The sequence below is a fragment of the Dyadobacter fanqingshengii genome, assembly GCF_023822005.2.
GTDB lineage: Bacteria > Bacteroidota > Bacteroidia > Cytophagales > Spirosomataceae > Dyadobacter > Dyadobacter fanqingshengii.
This window is the reverse complement of record NZ_CP098806.1, coordinates 1,173,845-1,193,692: the sequence shown is the minus strand read 5'-3', so window position 1 is coordinate 1,193,692 and position 19,848 is coordinate 1,173,845. Positions and strand designations below refer to the sequence as shown.

General features: G+C 47.5%; 16 protein-coding genes. 11 read left to right on the top strand and 5 right to left on the bottom strand.

What is annotated here, in order from left to right; all coding sequences use genetic code 11:
• Positions 1–192 precede the first annotated feature (192 nt).
• The 6 genes from NFI81_RS04725 (at position 193) to NFI81_RS04700 (ending at position 8,375) form a co-directional block, all read left to right on the top strand.
• Complete coding sequence (locus NFI81_RS04725; RefSeq protein WP_234613762.1) at positions 193–726, top strand: hypothetical protein; 534 nt, start codon at positions 193–195, stop codon at positions 724–726.
• Between the two features lie 95 nt (positions 727–821).
• The gene (locus NFI81_RS04720) at positions 822–2,192 is read left to right on the top strand and encodes a thioredoxin family protein (protein ID WP_234613763.1); all 1,371 of its coding nucleotides are present in this window, start codon (positions 822–824) and stop codon (positions 2,190–2,192) included.
• A 206-nt stretch (positions 2,193–2,398) separates the two neighbouring features.
• Complete coding sequence (locus tag NFI81_RS04715) at positions 2,399–3,442, top strand: sensor histidine kinase (protein WP_234613764.1); 1,044 nt, start codon at positions 2,399–2,401, stop codon at positions 3,440–3,442.
• A 142-nt stretch (positions 3,443–3,584) separates the two neighbouring features.
• Positions 3,585–4,694 (top strand): sensor histidine kinase, encoded by a 1,110-nt coding sequence (locus NFI81_RS04710; protein WP_234613765.1) that lies wholly within the window; start codon positions 3,585–3,587, stop codon positions 4,692–4,694.
• 13 nt (positions 4,695–4,707) lie between these two features.
• Complete coding sequence (locus NFI81_RS04705) at positions 4,708–5,490, top strand: LytR/AlgR family response regulator transcription factor (RefSeq protein WP_234613766.1); 783 nt, start codon at positions 4,708–4,710, stop codon at positions 5,488–5,490.
• A gap of 59 nt (positions 5,491–5,549) precedes the next feature.
• Positions 5,550–8,375 carry a PQQ-dependent sugar dehydrogenase gene (locus NFI81_RS04700; RefSeq protein WP_234613767.1) on the top strand — a complete coding sequence of 942 codons (2,826 nt, stop codon included), beginning with the start codon at positions 5,550–5,552 and terminating at the stop codon, positions 8,373–8,375.
• Positions 8,376–8,379: 4 nt separating this feature from the next.
• Here NFI81_RS04700 and NFI81_RS04695 read toward each other — a convergent pair whose 3' ends face one another.
• On the bottom strand, positions 8,380–9,507 hold the full coding sequence (locus NFI81_RS04695; protein WP_234613768.1) for a metallophosphoesterase family protein: 1,128 nt from the start codon (positions 9,505–9,507) through the stop codon (positions 8,380–8,382).
• A gap of 199 nt (positions 9,508–9,706) precedes the next feature.
• Here NFI81_RS04695 and NFI81_RS04690 point away from each other — a divergent pair, with 199 nt between their 5' ends.
• A complete protein-coding gene (locus NFI81_RS04690; protein WP_234613769.1) occupies positions 9,707–10,393 on the top strand; it encodes a hypothetical protein in 687 nt (228 codons plus the stop codon).
• 67 nt (positions 10,394–10,460) lie between these two features.
• On the opposite strand, the gene NFI81_RS04685 is transcribed toward NFI81_RS04690, so the two are convergent.
• Both NFI81_RS04685 and NFI81_RS04680 read right to left on the bottom strand, forming a co-directional pair.
• Positions 10,461–12,704, bottom strand: a complete 2,244-nt coding sequence (locus NFI81_RS04685) for a heavy metal translocating P-type ATPase (RefSeq protein WP_234613770.1) — start codon at positions 12,702–12,704, stop codon at positions 10,461–10,463.
• A 99-nt stretch (positions 12,705–12,803) separates the two neighbouring features.
• A complete protein-coding gene (locus tag NFI81_RS04680; RefSeq protein ID WP_234613772.1) occupies positions 12,804–14,396 on the bottom strand; it encodes a carboxylesterase/lipase family protein in 1,593 nt (530 codons plus the stop codon).
• A 264-nt stretch (positions 14,397–14,660) separates the two neighbouring features.
• Here NFI81_RS04680 and NFI81_RS04675 point away from each other — a divergent pair, with 264 nt between their 5' ends.
• Entirely contained in the window at positions 14,661–15,944 is a 1,284-nt protein-coding gene (locus NFI81_RS04675) for a LamG domain-containing protein (RefSeq protein WP_234613773.1), read from the top strand.
• A gap of 11 nt (positions 15,945–15,955) precedes the next feature.
• Here NFI81_RS04675 and NFI81_RS04670 read toward each other — a convergent pair whose 3' ends face one another.
• Positions 15,956–16,837, bottom strand: a complete 882-nt coding sequence (locus tag NFI81_RS04670) for a sugar phosphate isomerase/epimerase family protein (protein WP_234613775.1) — start codon at positions 16,835–16,837, stop codon at positions 15,956–15,958.
• 56 nt (positions 16,838–16,893) lie between these two features.
• Positions 16,894–18,066, bottom strand: coding sequence for a cytochrome-c peroxidase (locus NFI81_RS04665; protein ID WP_234613776.1), 1,173 nt, complete (start codon positions 18,064–18,066; stop codon positions 16,894–16,896).
• 81 nt (positions 18,067–18,147) lie between these two features.
• Here NFI81_RS04665 and NFI81_RS04660 point away from each other — a divergent pair, with 81 nt between their 5' ends.
• The 3 genes from NFI81_RS04660 (at position 18,148) to NFI81_RS04650 (ending at position 19,814) form a co-directional block, all read left to right on the top strand.
• Positions 18,148–18,726, top strand: coding sequence for a Crp/Fnr family transcriptional regulator (locus NFI81_RS04660; RefSeq protein ID WP_234613777.1), 579 nt, complete (start codon positions 18,148–18,150; stop codon positions 18,724–18,726).
• A gap of 101 nt (positions 18,727–18,827) precedes the next feature.
• Complete coding sequence (locus tag NFI81_RS04655) at positions 18,828–19,055, top strand: tautomerase family protein (RefSeq protein ID WP_234613778.1); 228 nt, start codon at positions 18,828–18,830, stop codon at positions 19,053–19,055.
• 12 nt (positions 19,056–19,067) lie between these two features.
• A complete protein-coding gene (locus tag NFI81_RS04650; protein WP_234613779.1) occupies positions 19,068–19,814 on the top strand; it encodes an SDR family NAD(P)-dependent oxidoreductase in 747 nt (248 codons plus the stop codon).
• The last annotated feature ends 34 nt before the right edge of the window (positions 19,815–19,848 follow it).

The following is a 19,848-nucleotide window of genomic DNA, read 5'->3' as shown; positions in this document are numbered from 1 at the left end:
GGGTTTGAGACTGGTGGATGAATTGTTTGAGAAAACGGGATTAGAGATCAGGTTCGAAAATCCTGGTGGGATGGTGACAAGCAGTTTGGTAGTGTTTCCGGTGGTTTGAAAGTACTCTAACATTTTGTAACCCTTAACATACTTCCCGGCCACAATCCACCGTTGAAAGGCAAAGCCCCTTAATCCGCGTCTGTGAGATTTCTTTGCATCCTCATCCTCAGTGCATCTTCGGTTGCCGCGCAGCCACTTTACACGCGTATACGCGGCGCTTTCGGGGCGGAGATATTTGGGATTGCTCCAAAGTGCGCTTTTACCGCTGAGGCGGCATTTGGGTATGGCAAAAAAACATTCTGGAATGTTCAGGCAGGAGTTGGTGCGGTTAGTGAGCCTGAATTTCGGAGTCCGGCCTTCTCAGCTGCAGTAACCCATTGTTTAATATTAAATCCCTATAAACGCAAATCCTGCATTCCCCAGCCGGGTTACCGCAACATTGAAACTTACTTCGAAGCAGGTCTGGGATCATTTTTCGTCGACCGCTACGACCGCGGTCTGCATTCAGGAGCGAATGGACAGCGCTTCCTTACGCCAGCAGGCATCGCCGGCTTACGCTTCGCTCTGGTAACCAGCCGCTGGATCTATATTTTGAAATTACGATACGCCCCACCTTTGATAGCCAACCCGCTTGCTTCTCATGTGGGTGCAGGCATAGCGGTGGGCTGGCGGTGAAAATTTGCCAAAATCTGATGTGAAGTTTTACTTTCTCGTAACAAACGGTTACAAAAAAAATAATAGATTTGAATTACGTTTAGCTAACTCTATCTATGAAATTATTATTACTTGGTGTTACCCTGCTTTTCGCTTCCCCATGCTTTGCGCAAATTAGTTTTCTGGACTCTGCAACGACCTGGGAGCAGCTTTCCAGGCTGGCAAAAAAAGAGAAGAAACTTATATTCATCCATATCGAAGGCCGCGGCTGTGACCAATGCAATGATGTTGCCACCCAAGGTTTCAGCTCACCGGTGTTGAAGGAGCGATTTCAAAAAAACTTTGTATCGACAAGAGTCCGCATTGAATCAAAAAATGGAAAACAATTGGCTGAAAAATTCGGTCTGAGCCACCCGCTCGTTTCCCTGTTTGTGAATGCAGATGGCAACCTCCTGAACCGTTTTAATGGCTCGTCGAGCAGCGGCGAAGTTTACCTGCAACAGGCAGACATTGCCATCGGAAGGCTCAAAAGCAAGCCACTGGAAGCGTTTGAAAAGGAATATGCCGCTGGCGAGCGATCATCCCAATTCATGCGGGACTACATTACCCGGCAGCTCGAAATGGGAAAGCCCGCCGACAAACTGCTTGATGAATACGCAGGCAGACTAAACCTGGATTCTTTGCAAAACTTTCAGCTTATCAAATTTATATATCAATCCGGCCCTACCCTGGACAGTCGTATTTATAAGGTAATCCAGGCGGCAACGCCTCACAAGTTAATTGACAGTTTGTACAAAAACATCCCTTATCCTGAGGCGGTGGCGATCAATAATGCCATTATCGGAAATTCATTTCACAAGGCGGTTCAGACCAAAAACCAGGACCTCGCATACCAAACAGCAAATTTTACGCAGGGCACATTCAAGCCTAATTACACGCTGGGTAACATTGCATTTCAAAGAAGCATGCTGAGATATTCTCTTGCAGTAAGGGACACTATGTCGTATATGCAGCAAGTGTCGCAATTTTTGAACTATACGCATATGCTGATGTCCGTGGACTCACTGAAACGAATGGATGCGGACCACGTCAGGCGATTCACCATTGCCAATGACTCGGTTCGTAAAAGTATGATGCTCAAAACGATCCAATTTGCGCCTCCATCTCATTATTTCCATATGGAGATGAATGAGCATGCATGGCATTTTTATGAAATGTCTGACAAGAAAGGCGAACTAGAAAAGGCCCTGATGTGGTCCAAACGCTCACTGGAATGGTTCGATGAGTTAACGAAGGGAACAAACCACCCAATGACCCTTGGAAACCCGGCCTATCTGGATACGTATGCACACCTGCTTTATAAGCTGGGACAAAAGGAAGAAGCGATCGAATGGCAGACAAAAGCTGTTGAAGCAGGCAAAGCTGCCAAACAACGCTCCCCCAACATCGAGGAAGCTTTGGTCAAAATGAAAGCCGGGACATTGTAGTAATTGCTGCTAAAACGCGCAGCCCTACCTGGAACCTGGCCGGAAACCTCGGTATTTCTTTCTGCGTATATTTACCGAAGATCTCCGCATTTTTGCATGCTCTATGTTCCCGCAAGTCACTTAAAAAAACATCAGCGTGCTGATAAGTAATTAGTTAGGGTTCTTTATTTTTGAATTTATCTTGCAAAACCCTTCCTGATCTTATCGTGAGGCCGCGTTTTTTTACAAAATACGAATGGTGGTATCACCTGGCTATGATGCCGGTGTTTTGCGCTGTTGGCAATTATTACTTCATAGGCACCGCCTATTTCCAGGATCTTTCGACTTTTATTATTGCTACGCCGCTCGTTTTAGCGCTTTACTGGTTTTCGGTCATCGCGCTCACCATTGTGATCCGGTGGATTATCAGCCGGTTCCCGAATGTAGACCAAACCACTCCGCGGCTGATGGCAATGCTTCTGGCTGTGGGCACGCTCACGATGGTGCTTGCTACTTTTGATGTTTGGGCTTACAGCATTACGCCCGGGCTGGACGTGCAGTTCACATGGAATAACATTTGGCCCATTATGATCCTGGGAGGTTTTTTTGATGTTTTTCTTTGCGCCATGCTGGGCCTTTTTTATTCATTGGAACAATGGAAAAAGAACCAGACGGAAAGCGAAAGACTGGAACGCGAATCGCTGCAGCATCAGTTTGACGCGCTCAAAGGACAGGTTAACCCCCATTTTTTGTTCAACAGCCTGAACACGCTTTCCGCATTGATCAGCGACGATCAGGATAAAGCGGAGGCGTTTGTTGAAGACCTGGCCAAAATTTACCGCTACATTCTGCAAGCTTCAAAAGCGGAGCTCGTTCCGGTTCAGGCAGAATTCGATTTCCTGCATATATATGCGCGACTGCTGGGTGCACGCTATGGAGAAAGCCTGCAAATCATCGAACCTGAACCTTATTCCGGCGAACTGCTGGTACCACCATTGGTTTTACAGGTCCTAATTGACAATGCGATCAAATTCAATTCGATGACCAAAGCCAAACCATTGATTATCAAGATTGAAATTGCTTTCAGTCAGCGGCTCATGGTTCAAAACAACATTCAAAGCAAAGTAAGGGCGATAGGAACGGACCAGGGCGGACTGGCTGGGCTCAGGGTCAAATACCACGCGCTGAGCAACCGTGAGCTTCGGGTTACGGAAACAGCAGAGCATTTTACGGTTACGGTCCCATTATTGTCAGCACGGGTAAGGGCTTAATTTAATATGCTGGAATCTGCACAATTCATGCATTTATTCATCCAATTGATACAACTGACATTCCTGCTTTTTGCAATGCTTTTATATTTTTGAGTTCATCAACAAACTGAGATCGCGGCCAACACGAACCGAGCGACACACCATGACGAAAGGAGAATTGATAGCAGGAATGTCAGGGGCAATAGGCCCGAAGAGCCGCTGGTCGTACGCATTGACCATGCCGGTTTTCCTGATGTTTTTCAATTACCTGATGGTGGGCCCGGGTTTCGTTAGCAGCTGGAAAACCTTCCTGGGTTGCACATTAATGAATGGTTTTCTGCTAACCGTCACATTTGCGATCCAATCCAAAATCAATGACAACATTGCCCGTCGATATCCCAAACTGGACCAGACATTGAGGCGCATATTTGTTTCCATCGCAGCGCATGCCGGGCTTTCCGGCATTTTTTTGTTGTTAATCGCGTGGCTTTATATCGGCTTCGGACTTTTCGGCTCAGCGCTCACCATCCCGCGCATCCTGACTATTTACCTGATCAATATGGGCGCAATAATGCTGGTGATGGGCATTCAGGAGTCGATTAACGCTATCGGCAGATGGAAACATCATGAAGTGAACCGCGAAAGATTGATGAAAGAGAATGTGAACGGACAATTGGAAAGTTTGAAGGCGCAGGTTAGTCCGCATTTTTTGTTCAATACATTAAATTCCCTGTCCACATTGATCGCGGAAGATCCGCAGAAAGCAGAGCAGTTTGTAGATGAAATGGCGCGGGTTTACCGCTATTTGCTGCAAACCAACCATGCTTCACTGGACAACAGCGATCTGAGCCAGCTGACGACTTTGCAAAAAGAGCTTTCTTTTATTGAGTCTTACGGACATTTATTGAAGACGCGCTACGGCGATGGGATGAAGCTTTATGTGCACGTGGAAAAACATTTGCTGAACCGCAGGATCCTGCCTTTAACACTGCAGTTATTGGTTGAGAATGCTGTAAAGCACAACGTAATCCGCGCCAGCCGGCCACTCACGATTTTTATATTGAGCACACAGGAAGGCAATCTGATGGTGCGCAACAATTTACAAAAGAAAACATTGACCGCCGGTGCTGAAAACCTCGAATCAACAGGGGTGGGACTGGTCAACATTATCACCAAATATAAAATTTTGAATGAACACCAAAAGCACATTTCACAGCCGGTCGTGGAAAGTAATCATGAATTTTTTACCGTAACCCTGCCTTTAATTGCCTGAAAATTAAAATTATATGGACGCACTGATTGTGGAAGACGAAGACCTGTCTGTCAGAAGATTGAAAAAATTATTGAATGAAACTGCCCCCGCTTTGCTCATCAGCGGCGTTACGGACAGCATTGAAGAAACCGTAGATTGGCTCAAAAGCAACCAAAAGGCCGGCAATGCTGACCCGGACCTGATTTTTCTGGACATTGAATTATCCGACGGGCAGAGCTTCGAGATATTTAACCGCGTGCAGGTGACCAGCACCATCATTTTCACAACCTCCTACGACGAATACGCATTACAGGCTTTTAAGCTGAACAGCATTGATTATTTACTAAAACCTGTCCACCGCGACGATTTGCAGCGAAGCCTCCAGAAATACGACAACATGCGCGCGCAACCCGCCGTAGACTCGCTGGAAGGGATCAAAAAATTATTGGAAGGGTTTCAAAAAAGCAGCAAGAAAGAATACAGACAGCGATTCTTGGTAAAGCAAGGACAAAAAATGCTGTCCATTGAAGTGAGTGAGATTGCCTATTTCTTCACCGAAGAGCGTTACAGTTTCTTTGTCACGGACTCCAATCAAAAGCTTTTGGTGGATTATACATTGGACGAGCTCGCCGATGTGCTGGATCCCGCCAAATTTTTCCGCATTAACCGCGGCATGATGGTCACGCACAAATCGGTGGATAAAATTGACCCATATTTCGGAAGCCGTCTCGCGCTGAGCCTGCGCCCTTCACATAACAAGGAAGCACTGGTAAGCCGCGAAAAAGTGGGCGATTTCAAGCATTGGATGGGAAAATAGGGAATAAGAATTTTTAACGATAATTTGTTATATTTCCAGTAAACTCTTGTTTTCTGCTTATGACAAACCTATCCCCCCGTTTTCGGCGAATTTCGCATGTCCTCAAAAACACTGCTAAAATTCCCGCTTTTTTGCTGCTCGCAGCATTTACCATCCAGGACAATCCTCCCAAACCGGATGAAAGTCGTTTTACCCCTATTGTAGTCGCCGAAAACCTGGACGAGCCCATGGTTTTCGAAGTGCTTCCCGATGGCTCGGCCTACATTATTGAAAGGAAGGGCGCTTTGAAGAAATACAATGCTTCCACCCAGTCCACGGACCTGATCGCTATGATCCCTGTGAATACGAAATATGTGAGCGCAGAAGGCGTTTCCAGGGAAGCGGAAGAAGGTTTAATGGGATTTACAATGGATCCGAATTTCGAAAAAAATCACTGGATTTACCTCTATTATGCGCATCCGACGGAGAAAAAACACATTCTCTCACGCTACGAACTGCGCGATGACCAGCTGGTAGAAAATTCTAAAAAAGACGTAATCGAAGTGGTGACGCAACGCGAAGTTTGCTGCCACACGGGCGGCGGAATGACCTGGGATAAAGCGGGTAACCTGTATCTGACGGTTGGGAACAACACCGGAAACCAGAAAGCCGCGCAAACCGACGAACGCGAAGGCCGCGCCAGCTGGGATGATCAGGGGCACGCGGGCAACACGAATGATTTGAGAGGAAAAATCCTGAAAATCCATCCAGAACCGGATGGCTCGTACACCATTCCGGAAGGCAACCTTTATCCGAAAGGAACGGCAAAAACACGTCCTGAAATCTATTCCATGGGCCATAGGAACCCGTGGCGCATATCCGTTGACAGCAAAACCGGCTACTTATATTGGGGCGAAGTGGGGCCGGATGCCAGTGAAGATTCGGAGATCGGGCCGAGGGGTTATGATGAATTAAATCAATCGAGGAAACCCGGAAACTTTGGCTGGCCGTGGTTTGTAGGTGACGACCAGGCTTTTCCGGTGTATGATTATGCAGCCAATAAGCCTTTGGCCAAAAAAGATCCAAAAAATCTGGTCAATAACTCGCCTAATAATACAGGTTTGAAAGAGCTCTTGCCAACCGCGCCTAACTTTATTTATTATCCTTACGGCATTTCGGAAAAATTCCCGGCGGTGGGATCTGGTTCAAGAAGTGCGACGGGCGGACCGGTTTACCATCGCTCGGATTTCAAAGCGCCAAAAAGACCATGGCCAGCTTACTACGAAAACAAATGGATCGCTGCTGACTTTTCACGCGGCTGGATCATGGCTATTTCCATGAGCGATAATGGTGACTATCAATCCATGGAGCGCGTATTACCAGCTTACCATCCCGTGCAGCCGATCGACATCAAGTTCGGGCCTTCGGGCGATTTGTATGTGCTGGAATATGGCAGTAACTGGTTCAGAAAAAGCGAAAATTCGAGGTTGATACGCATTGAATACAATGGCGGCAACCGCAAGCCGATCGTCCAGGTTTCCACGGATAAAAAAGGGGGAACAGTTCCGTTTCAGACGAAGCTATCCTCAGAAGGAACAAAGGATTTCGATGGAGATAAACTTAAATACAGCTGGAAAATTACGGGTAACGGCGGCGCCGCAAGGACATTCGCTACTGCCGAACCCGTGGTCACATTTGATAAACCAGGCGTTTACACAGCTAGCTTAACCGTCACCGATGCCAAAGGAGCTTCCAATTCGCAATCCCTGAAAATCATTGCGGGCAATGAGCCACCGAAAGTCTCCGTAAATCTGGAAGGCAACAAAACATTCTTTTTCCCCGGAAAACCCATTCCCTATTCCATTGACGTAACCGATAAGGAAGACGGAAGTTTGCTGGAAGGAAAAATCAAGCCCGAGGAAATCGCGGTAAGCATTGATTATGCTTCCGAAGGGTTTGATTACGCAGAAGTGATTCAGAGTCAGCGCAGTGTGGATGCCAGCACGCAATTTGCGGTTGCCCAGGTTTTGATCGGGAAAAGCGATTGTAAAGTTTGTCATCAGGTGGATGCCAAATCCGTTGGGCCTTCATTTGCAGATATTTCAAATAAATACAAAGGCAAACCGGGCGTGACCGAAAAATTGGTGGAGAAAATCCTGAAAGGCGGATCGGGTGTTTGGGGCGAGGTCGCCATGGCCGCTCACCCGGCATTGCCCGTTGCGGATGCAGAAACCATTGTCAAATACATTCTCAACAGCACCGACAAAACGCTGAGCACATTGCCGGTTAAGGGGGAGTTTACACCAAAAATTCCCGCGCAGGACAACGGAAAAGGCTCCGTTTTAATCAGGGCGGCATTTACAGACCGGTCAATGAGTGGAAATAAAGCCATTCCGGCACAAACCACCGAAGAAATGATCGTGCTCAGAAGTCCGGAACTGAATGCTGCCGAAGCACCCATCGTGCAGGGCGCCGATATGAAAGCATTGGGAACTGCCGGCTTAGGATTCAGCGTGGTTGCTTTCGCCAACAGCTTTTTAGCATTCAAAGAAATGGACCTGACGGACATTAAAGCACTCGAACTCAACGCTGCGGCTCAGAAGCGTGAAGGCGCAATGGGCGGAAAGATCGAGATCAGGCTTGATTCACCAACCGGAACGCTGGTAGGCGAACAAAATGTTGAAATTGCCCCGGAGGTTGATATGGCAAAGCTAATGGCGGAACTGGAAAGCCAGAAAAAGCCAGGCGAAACGGTGAAACCGCCCCGCCGCCCAACCCGCGCACCTGTTTTGGTGAACATTAAACCAACTGCCGGAAAGCACGACATTTACCTATTATTCAAAAACGAGACCGCGAAGCCCATCGAACCATTGATGACGCTGTCCAAGATCACATTCAAGCAATAGAATTTTAAGTCTCTATAACAAAGCGGTCGGCCAGGATAGCATTCATTCCTGGTTCGACCCTTTTTTCATGCGGAAGGGTGTAAAATTCGCCGGTAATGCGGATGCCCTTTTCAGTTCTTTCGAGGGAAACCTTCAAAAATCCGTGCTTATTATCGCAGTAATTTTCCAGGGAAACATGATTAAAAAGTGCATTATTGCCTGTGAAACGGCTGTCGGAAGTGGCGGCAACCGGATGCAGCTCATCATAACCGCCTCCGCCTGCAACGATAAACGGAACCGTTTTCCCATCAAAATAACGCTTCGAAAAACGCTGGTAATTGTGGACGTGCCCGCTGAAAACAATGTCAGGCCGCACGCCGGTTTGTTCAAAAACACCATCAAAGAACTGGATCATCGGCAAGCTCGACCCATGATTTACGTCAGCAGAATATGGCGCGTGGTGAATGCAAAGGATAATCGCTTTTTCGGGTCGTTCGGCATCGGCGCTCCTAAGCTCCTCTACTAACCATTTGCGCTGATCAGGCGTAACCACACCGAACTTCGTAACATTGCCATACATACCGATAATCCGCGCAACCGGCGTAATGAGCGACCAGAAGACATTGGGTTGCGTCATACTTTTTCGTTCCGCTTCCCCGCTGAAAGCAACGGTTTGTGGCTGCTTGTCACAAAAAACAGCCCTGAAAGGGTCGAGACTTTTATAGGAAACGCGGCTGTCGGGATTTACATCGCTGTCGTGGTTGCCAGGGATCGCAAAGATGGGCCCGGGATACTTTTGGTATGGCTCAAAAAACTGCCGCTTATACTGGCTCGCTTCGCCGAAATTGTAAACAATATCGCCCAAATGATACAAGAACATAGGTTCCTTCCCGGTGCCGTCCGTCTGCTGATACTGCTTGATCATTTCGGCAACTACAAGTTTCTGAAAATCCGGGTTGCGGATACTACCCGTGTCGCCAAGCATGTGAAATGCCAGCTTATCGCGGTCATTTAATGTTTGAACTGATTCCAGATCAAGATGGTAAGGATATTTGCCTGTTGGTGCCGGCAGGGGCTGAAATTTATAGGAGTCGTCCGGCTGATGTTTCTTTATAACCGGTTTATCGTATTTTTTATTGAAGGATGAATTCATTTGGGTGCGGGTAACTGACGATGAAATGCGCATTAAATTTATGCAAATACACATTTTTACAACCGGTCTCCGCATGATTTGGTTTACCAAACCGTAAAATAACAAAACACTTCAAATCTTACCGAATTCATTGCGTGGATATAATAAGTTGATTATCATTATTATAGCATTCCCAATGAGTCACATAAACGAAAAGATTATGAAACAGTTATTCATCAACGGAAGGTTATTTTCATTCTTTATTTACTTCATTCTATGCCTGGCGCTGTCCTGTACAGACCATGAAGTGCCCGAAATCCCAAATAGTCCGGAGTCTGCATGTACGAAGCTTAACGGTGTCACGCCACGTGAATATCCCTGCGAGTTTAAAATCGAAAAGCTGACTTTTTACGCGAAGGACAATTCAGTGATCGGCGAGGTTACGCCAGGTTCTCCCAACATTGCATTACCCCGATCCGCCGCCAAAACAGATTCCGACCCATCAGCCAATGCCGTCGGTGACATTGGCTTGATCACATTTGACGTGAAAGCGACGGTTACTCGGATTGCCAACCCGTCCTTTCCGGTGTCGGCAGGTTATCAGCTTCGCTACACATGGCATTCGTCCGGCCCGATGGCTTTGACCACGCCGGGAGAAACGACGGTCATGGGCAGCCCTATCCCGCTCGCCATTCCTGTGGGTGCCTCCACCGACCTTTCATTTGAATTGTCGACCATGTATGAGCTTCAAAATGGCATGACGGGCATTACACCAATTATTTTTCGCAGACTTACCGCATTTTTTATCTACAATGACGTGACCTCAGCGGAACTGGATATGCACCCAAGCCCGGCTGGAGATGTGGCAGAGACTTACATACGGATCTTCAATACGATTGACGATTAATGCGGATAAAAAAACAGTCGGGGCGCCAGAAACCTAAGTTTGGCGCCCCGACTGTTTTAATATTAAACTACAATTTCATGGCTTTCAGTCGAAGGCTGTTGCCCACAACCGACACGGAGCTTAGCGCCATGGCGGCGCCTGCGAGCATGGGATCAAGCAGGAATCCGTTTACAGCATAAAGCACACCAGCAGCGACCGGAATGCCGATCAGGTTATAAATAAATGCCCAGAATAGGTTTTGTCTGATCGTTTTAACCGTTTTCGCAGACAGATTTAATGCTTTCGGGATCATGTTCAGGTCGGATGTAATCAAAGTCATTTTTGCTACGTCCATGGCAATGTCCGAACCTTTTCCCATTGCAATGCTCACATCGGCCTGAGCTAACGCGTGACTATCATTGATCCCATCTCCAACCATTGCCACAACCTTGCCTTCGGCCTGCAATTGCTTTACAAAAGCAGCTTTTTCCGAAGGCATAACCTCTGCTTTATAATGTTGTAGACCAATTTGGCCCGCCACTGCGGCAGCCGTCTGCTTGTTGTCGCCGGTAAGCATATAAACTTCAATGCCCATATCCTGCAACTTTGCAATGGCCTGTCCGGAAGTCGATTTTATCTTATCGGCAATGGCGATAATGGCAAGCACATTCCGGTTGTCAGCAAAATAAATAACCGTTTGTGCTTCCTGCTGCCACTTTTCGGCCAGTGCAGTAAGTTCTTTGCTGATCACCACAGCGCCATCCGTAACCAGACCTTTATTCCCTACAAAATAAGTAACACCATCGCTCACAGCCCGCACACCCTGGCCGGTAATGCTGTCAAACGATTGCAAAGGAGCTTTGGCAAACTGCTCTTTTTTCAAACGGTTGACGACAGCTTCGGCCAGCGGGTGTTCCGAGCGCGATTCCATGGCTAATAAAATTTGTTGAGCAAATGATCTATCCTGGATCTCCTTCTCCCAAACGATCTGCGTAACCGCTGGCTTCCCTTCCGTGATTGTTCCGGTTTTATCCAGGATAATGGCGTTCACCTTATGCGCAAGTTCCAGGCTTTCAGCATCTTTGATCAATATATTATTTTCAGCGCCCTTCCCTACCCCAACCATGATCGCGGTTGGCGTTGCGAGCCCCAAGGCACATGGGCAGGCGATTACGAGGACGGTGACAGAGGTTAGCAAGGCGTGCGTAAAGGCATTTTCACCGCCAAAAACCATCCAGCCAATAAATGTCAGAATAGCAATGGCAATGACAACGGGAACGAAGATTCCGGCAATTTTATCGACCAGCTTTTGCACTGGCGCCTTGCTTCCTTGCGCCTGCTGCACAATTTTAATGATCTGCGCCAAAATGGTGTCCCCGCCGACTTTTTCAGCCTCGAAAACAAAACTCCCCTTTTGATTAATCGTTCCGGCAAACACTTTTTCCCCTTCCTTTTTCTCCACGGCAACGGGCTCGCCGCTGATCATACTTTCGTCCACATACGAGCTGCCTTCCTTCGTAATGCCGTCAACAGGAATCTTTTCACCGGGTTTGATGACAATGATGTCCCCAACCTTCACCGCAGCAACGGGAATTTCTGTTTCAACACCATCGCGGATAATGGTGACGGTTTTAGGCTGTAAACCCATAAGCTTTTTAAGCGCAGACGACGTGTTTGACTTCGCTTTTTCTTCCATCAGTTTCCCCAGCGAAATGAACGCGATCACCACCGCTGCCGCCTCAAAATAAACGTGCGCATGCAGGCCACGCGCATGCCAGAACTCAGGATAAATAGTATTAAAAACACTGAAAATGAACGCGATACCTGTGCTTAATGCAACCAGCGTATCCATATTCGCTTTGCGGTGCCGGGCTTGTTTTACCGCATTGATAAAAAAACTGCGGCCCAAAATAAAGACAACAGGTGCTGCCAGCACCATCATGATCCAGTTTCCAAAAGGCAACGCACGCGACGAGCCTTCCATGAAGAACATTCCGATAATAACGATCGGCAGAGAAAGCACGGAGGCCCAGATCGTTCTCTTTTTCAATTCATTATAATGTGCCAGCTGCGCATCCTGCTGCACTTGCTGAGGATCTTCCACGTTCACAACCAGGTCGTAACCAATGGCGCGGACTGCATTTTGCAGGTCGGTGTTGGTTACTGAATCATCATAATCAGCCCAGGCGGTCTGGGTTGCGTAATTTACGCCTGCGTCGTGGACTCCTTTCACAGATTTAAGCATGCTCTCAACACTCACGGCACAAGCGGCGCAGGACATGCCTAACACGGGGAAGGTTTGTTTTATATGGTTTTCAAGTATCGTTTCCATCGGTTTTTCATTTTTACAAATGTATCGCCGAAGGCTCCGTAAAGTCTTACACAATTCAAGCGGTGCTTTATATAATTATTGGCGCCGGGATTCTTTACCTCAATGTTTACCGGCCGTTAGATTTTTTGAGCCAGCTGCGATCCTTAGCAATGCTTTATCATGATGATATTTCACAATGCATTCATTATCAAACACCATAACCGCTCCGGTTTCAGGATTATAAGCCGGCCAGTCTGGTAATGTTTGGTGATTGGGATTTCCCGTTCGCGCGAAATGTATCCAGGCCAGGCTTATTTTTTCGGCGAGTATGTAAGCGTCCTTTCCGCCACCGGTCATTTGTTCGCACAGCGCAATGTTGTCAAAAACAAAAGGCAGATCCATGCAATGGACTGCTCCCAGCGACCTATCAAGAACCGGCGACTGCCATTTAAAAAGATATGTGTAAACGGCCGCCCCGCCGTCCGCAAACTTCTCATTTGCGTGGTTAATGACCAAAGGCCGGAACAGCATATCCACGTCGATAAGCTCAGAAGGCTCTTTTATTTCGGGATATGCATTCTTCAAAGCAGCAATGTAGGCACCAGTTTGGTCACCGTATTTTTCCAGCAGCATGGCCTGCGCACTTTCTTCGGTAACTTTTCGCAGATCAATTTCAAAAGGCACAAACTCATTTTTAACAGAACCTACCAATAACGGAATGTGAGCAGAAAGCGCCCGTGCTGCCCCGCTGCCGATTTGATAAGGCAGAAAATGATAATCCAGAACCGGGTTCCATTCGAGGCCAAGGGTCGGGACTTCGTCCGGCTTCATGCCTGCCTGGACTTTCGCCAGTGCTGCCGTTCCCGCTTTTGCAAGCTGCTCATAAGGCATTGTTTCCAAGGCATCCACGCGTTCGGGGCTTAATTCCAGTTCTGCGAGCAGTGCCTCAGCAACTTTTTGGGAAATATTCTTGTCTGTAAAATGATTGGGATAGCTCCCGCTCTGTACAATTGCTTTGTGAAAAAGCCCTTTTGCCGAAGGCGCATTCAGCAGGCACATGACCTTGGAACCGCCTCCGGACTGTCCGAAAATGGTAACATTACCAGGATCACCACCAAAATTTGCAATGTTTTTCTGGACCCATTGCAACGCCAATACTATATCAGTAGCACCCACATTGCCTGCATGTTGGTACTTCTCCGAATAAGCAGACAAATCCAAAAAACCGAGCACATTGAGCCTGTGATTGAGACTAACCACCACCACATCTCCATTGCGTGCAAGACTTTCACCGTCATGTGACGGGAATTCAATAGCCGAGCCATTCGCGAAACCGCCGCCATGCAACCAAACCATCACCGGCTTTTTTGCCTGACTATCCATGTGGCTAACCCATATATTCAATGTAAGACACTGCTCGTCAACATGATAACCGCGGTTGGGCTGGAATGCGAATTCAAGTTCCTCTGTAAATGCAGGCGCCTGGGTTGTGGGACAGGTTGGGCCATAAACCAAACAGTTCCGGATGCCTTCCCAGGGTTCGGGTTTGTAAGCCAGCAAGAACCTTTCAGCGCTTCCATAAGGAATGCCTTTAAATGTGTAAACATTGCGATGCATGTAGCCGCGTACGTGACCACCGGCCGTTTGTACAACTGCGGTGGCAGCGCCAACCGTAATTGCTGGATCATTTTGAGGATCGGCTTGGGCGAACATAGGCATTGGGATCAAAAAAGAATAGATAAAATGTAACTCATGGCCTGAGCGTAATTCCAAAACTAGGCATCATCAGGCAGAATTCAGGGGTGTTAACAAGACATATCGGAATGCTATTTGTGCCAAAATCTGACCTCGCTTTCCATACGGGAAAATTCCAGCCGATTCGTGTAATCTTTTTTAATAAACGTTTATGAAGCAAATGTCTTTTGAATAGATAAATTTGTGACAAATGCCGCGCCAGCTCGTGCAATTACAACAGCCATGTTAAAAGTCTCAGAAACAGAAGTAATCCGGGTTTGCCTCCAACAGATCGAGGACGCGCTCGCTTGGGGAAGCAGCGAAAACTGGTCCAATTACGACTTCGAAAAACTGAGCGAAGCAATCTTCGAAAAGACCAAAGTCCGGCTCAGCACCACCACATTAAAAAGGGTTTGGGGACGCATCAAGTATGATCACGCGCCAAATACTGCCACACTTAACACGCTGGCCCGGTTTGCCGGTTACAATGACTGGCGAAATTTTGTCCAGACATGCAGTAAGCCCGAAAGTGCCGAATCCGTCTCGCCGGAAGTGCAGGACACTTACCATAAACCTAAACGCGCGCTGCATCTTACCTGGGCTTTCGCGCTGGTGCTTTTACTGGCCATTGCGGGTTATTTCGTATTCCAAAAAGTGCTCGGTTCCGGACGGGTTGATCCCGCGCGCTTTTCATTCAAAGCAGATAAAGTGTATACAGAAGCCGTGCCGAACTCCGTTGTTTTCACTTACGATGCTTCACAAGCGAAGACCGATTCGGTTTACATTGTGCAAACCTGGGATATCTCACGCAAAACGCTGGTGCCCAAGGACCAGACGAAGCATTCGGCCATCTATTATTATCCGGGTTATTTCAATGCCCGACTCATTGTGGATGGCGAAGTTGTGAAAAGGCACGTCGTACAGATCACTTCAAATGGATGGCTCGGGCTGGTGGAAATGGATGATAAGCCATTTTATTTCACCAAAAAAGACATTACCCAACCCGACCGCATTGCGATCACCGAAGCATTACTGAAAGCCAACAACTTCAATCTGAAACCCGTTGCTCCCAAAGTGCGCCTTTTCAACCAACGCGATATGGGTGACCTGACGAATGCCAATTTTGAATTTGAAACAACATTAAGAAACCCGTATCATGAAGGTGGAAACACCTGCCAGCCCGTTGAAGTGCTGATACAATGCAAAGACGACATTATTTTCCTGCCGCTGGCAAACCCGGCCTGCATTGGGGAGGTGAAAATGTTCGCAGCCGGTAAAATGTTTGATAGCAAGTTCGCAGACCTTTCGGGTTTTGGGGCCAATCTGAGCGAGTGGACCACATTGCGTGTTGCGTGTAAAGACAAAAACATGCAGATTTTTGTCAATAACAAAAAAGCATTGGAATTCACATTTCCCAACGCTCCGACGGGCATTGTCGGTCTGCAATACCGGTTTAACGGTGTCGGCGAAGTGAAAGGGACTTGGTTCAAGGATGCGGGCGGCCGGTTGATCGATATGGCGCCCTGAACCGCAATGCTTTAAACCGCCTTAACCATTCGGTCAAAAACAGCTCTCTGCTCCATCATAGACTTCACTTTATCTTCCGGATTCGTGTGGCATTCCAGCAGCACCCAGCCTTTGTAGTTCATTTTTCCGAGATTGCTCAAAAGCTCCTTATATGGATAATCAGTGCGATTCAGTTCGCGCACGTGAATCGTGTCACCAAACCACTTTTTGACCAGATCAAAATTGTGCTGAAATCCATCACCAATCAGGTCTTCTTTGTTGCAGTTCCAGCAAATTTTGGCGTTGGGATGGTTGGCAAATTCCATAATCTGCTTGATGTTAGGCAGTTCCTGCGTCTTTTCTCCATGCACTTCCAACCTGATCTGCTGACCGAAATCTTTTGCATAGGCAGCCAATTCGCTCAATGCTGCTCCTATCTGGGCCAACGTTTTTTCAACAGGCACATCCGCATGAAGCCCGTTGGGTTTCACCTTCACACCTGAGCCGCCCACATCAGCACTTAGCCTGATAAACTCTTTCGTGCGTTCGATGGAGGCTTTCAATTTTGCCTGGTCCGGATAATCGTACTGCTGGTTCGTGCCGAGACCGATCAGCTCCACGGGACTGTCCGCAAACTTCTTCTTTACTTCAATGCGTTCCGTCTTGGTTAGTTCCGGCATTACTTTGTGGGCATGCTCCACACGTAATTCAACCCCGTTAATTTTCGTATCCGAGCAGTTTTTGATCAATGTGGGCAGGTCCCAATCTTTTCCCCAGAGATAAGTTACAAATCCTAGTTTGAAATTCGCCTTGTTCGGGGAAGGAGCAGCCGCGCCCGCTTGTCCGTAAACGATCGACGCGCCTGCAAGCAGGGATAATTCTTTCAGAAATGTCTTCCTGTCCATTTGATTCATGGGATCTGATTTTTGATTTGTCAAGAAGATAAAGAGAAATGCCGCTAAGATCTACCTCAAAGGCCGGTAACCGGCAAGCCGCTTGGAACGCTTTCGGGCACCGATTTGTCAAAATCGTCGTCATTCAATGCATTCAAAAACTCAACGATCCTGGAAATGTCCCTGAAATTGACGTCCATATTCGTAGCCAACGTGTCAACCTGAGCAGGTTTCACATTCGGATTTGGGATTTTGCCTCCTGCAATGTCTTCATAAAACTGCAACACCTGTTCAAGCGTAGCGAACTTCCCGCTGTGCATATACGGTCCCGTATAGCGCAGGTTACGGAGCGTGGGCGTCCGAAAGGCATAATCATTGTTGACGCCGGCATCGGTCTCCGCCCGGTTCTGAGAATCGGGAACACCCAGTGTATGCAGCTTGAAATCAGACAGCATGGGACCTGAATGACATTTGGCGCACCCTGTTTTCAGGAAAAGGTTCAATCCTTCCTTTTCTCCGGTTGTCAGCGCGCTGCTGTCCCCACGCATGTACTGGTCAAAGCGCGAGTTATTGGCAATGAGCGTGCGCTCGTAGGAAGCAATGGCTTTGGATAAATTCACGACATTAACCGGATTTTCATCACCTGCAAATGCATCGCGGAAAAGGCTTTCGTAAGCCGGAATCTTCCGGATCCGCGCCACGATCTCATCGATCACCTTATCTTCCGGGTAAGTGTGCCCGCGCATTTCCTCCAAGGTCTGCACCGGAACGAGCGCTTGTTCTTCCAGGCCTTTGGCGCGCAAATCCCAGAACATGGGCGCAGATTCGGCATGGTAACTTTCACCGTTTTTAATGCCGTTGAATGCTGTATTGAGGATACTCTGCGAATTTCTTTTCACAAATGGAATGTCATTCTGTTCCGAAAACTGTCTCCTGCTTCCTGTTCCCCGCCCGTTCACACCGATCGACGTTTCCAAAAATTCCGCATAGTTGAATTCGGGCTGATGGCAGGTTGCGCAGGAAACATCCTTATTCCCCGACAGGATCGGATCAAAAAATAGCAGCTTGCCCAGCCTGACTTTCTCGGGGGTCGATTTATTTCCGGGGGGATCTGTGACGTACCTGGGCAGGGCACCCAGCGCTTCAATCGTTTCCACGTTGTTTTTCTTCCTGTTTTTCAAAGGTTCACGCTCTCTGCCACAAGAAATGCAAATGATAGCCAGCCCGATGAATAATAAAAAAGAATGCATGCTTTAAAAACGCAATTTAATTATATAAAATACTTTTGGATTTAAATTTAAGCCAGATCTGCAAAAAGACCAATTAACCCTATGGAAGCGAAGGAAGTTTTACGAAACCATATTGCCCAGGCTGCAAGTCTGACAGACGAGCAGTTTGACTATTTCTTCTCTCATTTCAAACCTCAATCATACAAAAAAGGCGAAACGCTTGTCCATGTGGGTCGCGCGGTGGATTGCGAATATTTTGTGATCTCCGGCTGTCTAAAAGCTTTTTTCGTCAACGATGAAATTAAAACATACATCCTCCAATTTGCCATGCCCACCTGGTGGACATCCGATTATGCCGCCATGTACAACCACACACATGCCACCATTACCGTAGATTGCATTGCCAACGCGGAAGTGCTTTGCCTGTCCAGTGCTGACCGTGAAAGGCTTTGCAGCGAGCTGCATCCGTTAGAACATTTCTTCCGGTGGCGCACAAACAGGGGTTATGTGGCATCGCAAAGACGCCTGCTTTCTTTCATGAACAATGATACCAAAGCCCGTTACGAGGAACTGCTAGCCTTGTACCCGCAGCTTTACAACCTAGTCCCGAAGCATCTCATTGCCGCTTATCTCGGCGTCTCCAGAGAAACGCTCAGCCGCCTTTACAACAATCACAGATAGTATATGCATTATGTGATCTAGGTCACGTAATGTGCTCATTCTGGATGTCTTACTTTGTGTTATCAGAAGATTAATTATTGATAACACAAACATTAAAGACCATGCCATACGTAAAAATTGAGCTGACCCGCGAAGGCGTTTCCCGCGAACAAAAACAAGCCCTGATTGCCGGGGTTACCAATCTGCTTTCCGATGTTTTGGACAAAGATCCTAACCTGACTTTCGTGGTAATCCAGGAAATTGACCTGGACGACTGGGGCCATGCCGGCGAACAAGTATCCGTCCTTCGTGAGAGAGGAATTACTGCTACCAAAAGTAAAAACAATTAAAATTCGAAGATCATGAAAAAGCAAACCATCATTGTAACCGGTGCGTCGACCGGCATAGGCAAAGCCGTTGCCACATTGTTTCTGGAACGTGGCCATAATGTGGTCATCAACGCCGCAAGCGAAGTAAATTTGAACAAAACATTTCAGGAGCTCGGCAATCACGACAGACTGGCCAAGGTTACGGGAGACATCAGCAATCCGGAAACCGGTCAGTTGCTTGTTGAAACTGCATTAGCGCGCTTTGGAGCAGTGGATGTGCTGGTCAATAATGCAGGGATTTTTGAAGCAAAGCCATTTATGGAAGTCGATGAAAATTATCTGGACCGTTTTCTGGACATTAACCTGAAAGGCACTTTCTTTACAAGCCAGGCTGCCATTGCGCAAATGCTGAAACAGGGAGAGGGCTCGATTATCAACATCGGAACTGTACTAGTTGATCATGCCATTGGCGGATTTCCTGCCACTGCGCCCGTTGTCAGCAAAGCTGGAATTCATGCATTGACCAGACAACTTGCAACAGAATTTGGCAAACATAATATTCGGGTGAACGGAATATCGCCGGGTATCATCAGAAGCCCGTTGCAAGCTAAAAACGGCATCAGCGACGCGGACAGTATGGCGGGGCTGCATCTGGTAAATCGCATCGGAGAGACAAATGATGTAGCGGAGTTGGCGCTTTACCTGGCCGGAAGCAATTTCGTTACAGGAGAAATCATTAATCTTGACGGCGGCCACGTTGCAGGCCACCATTTGGTTTAGGTAAGCAAGTGAAAAATATGAAGCGGCAGAAAAC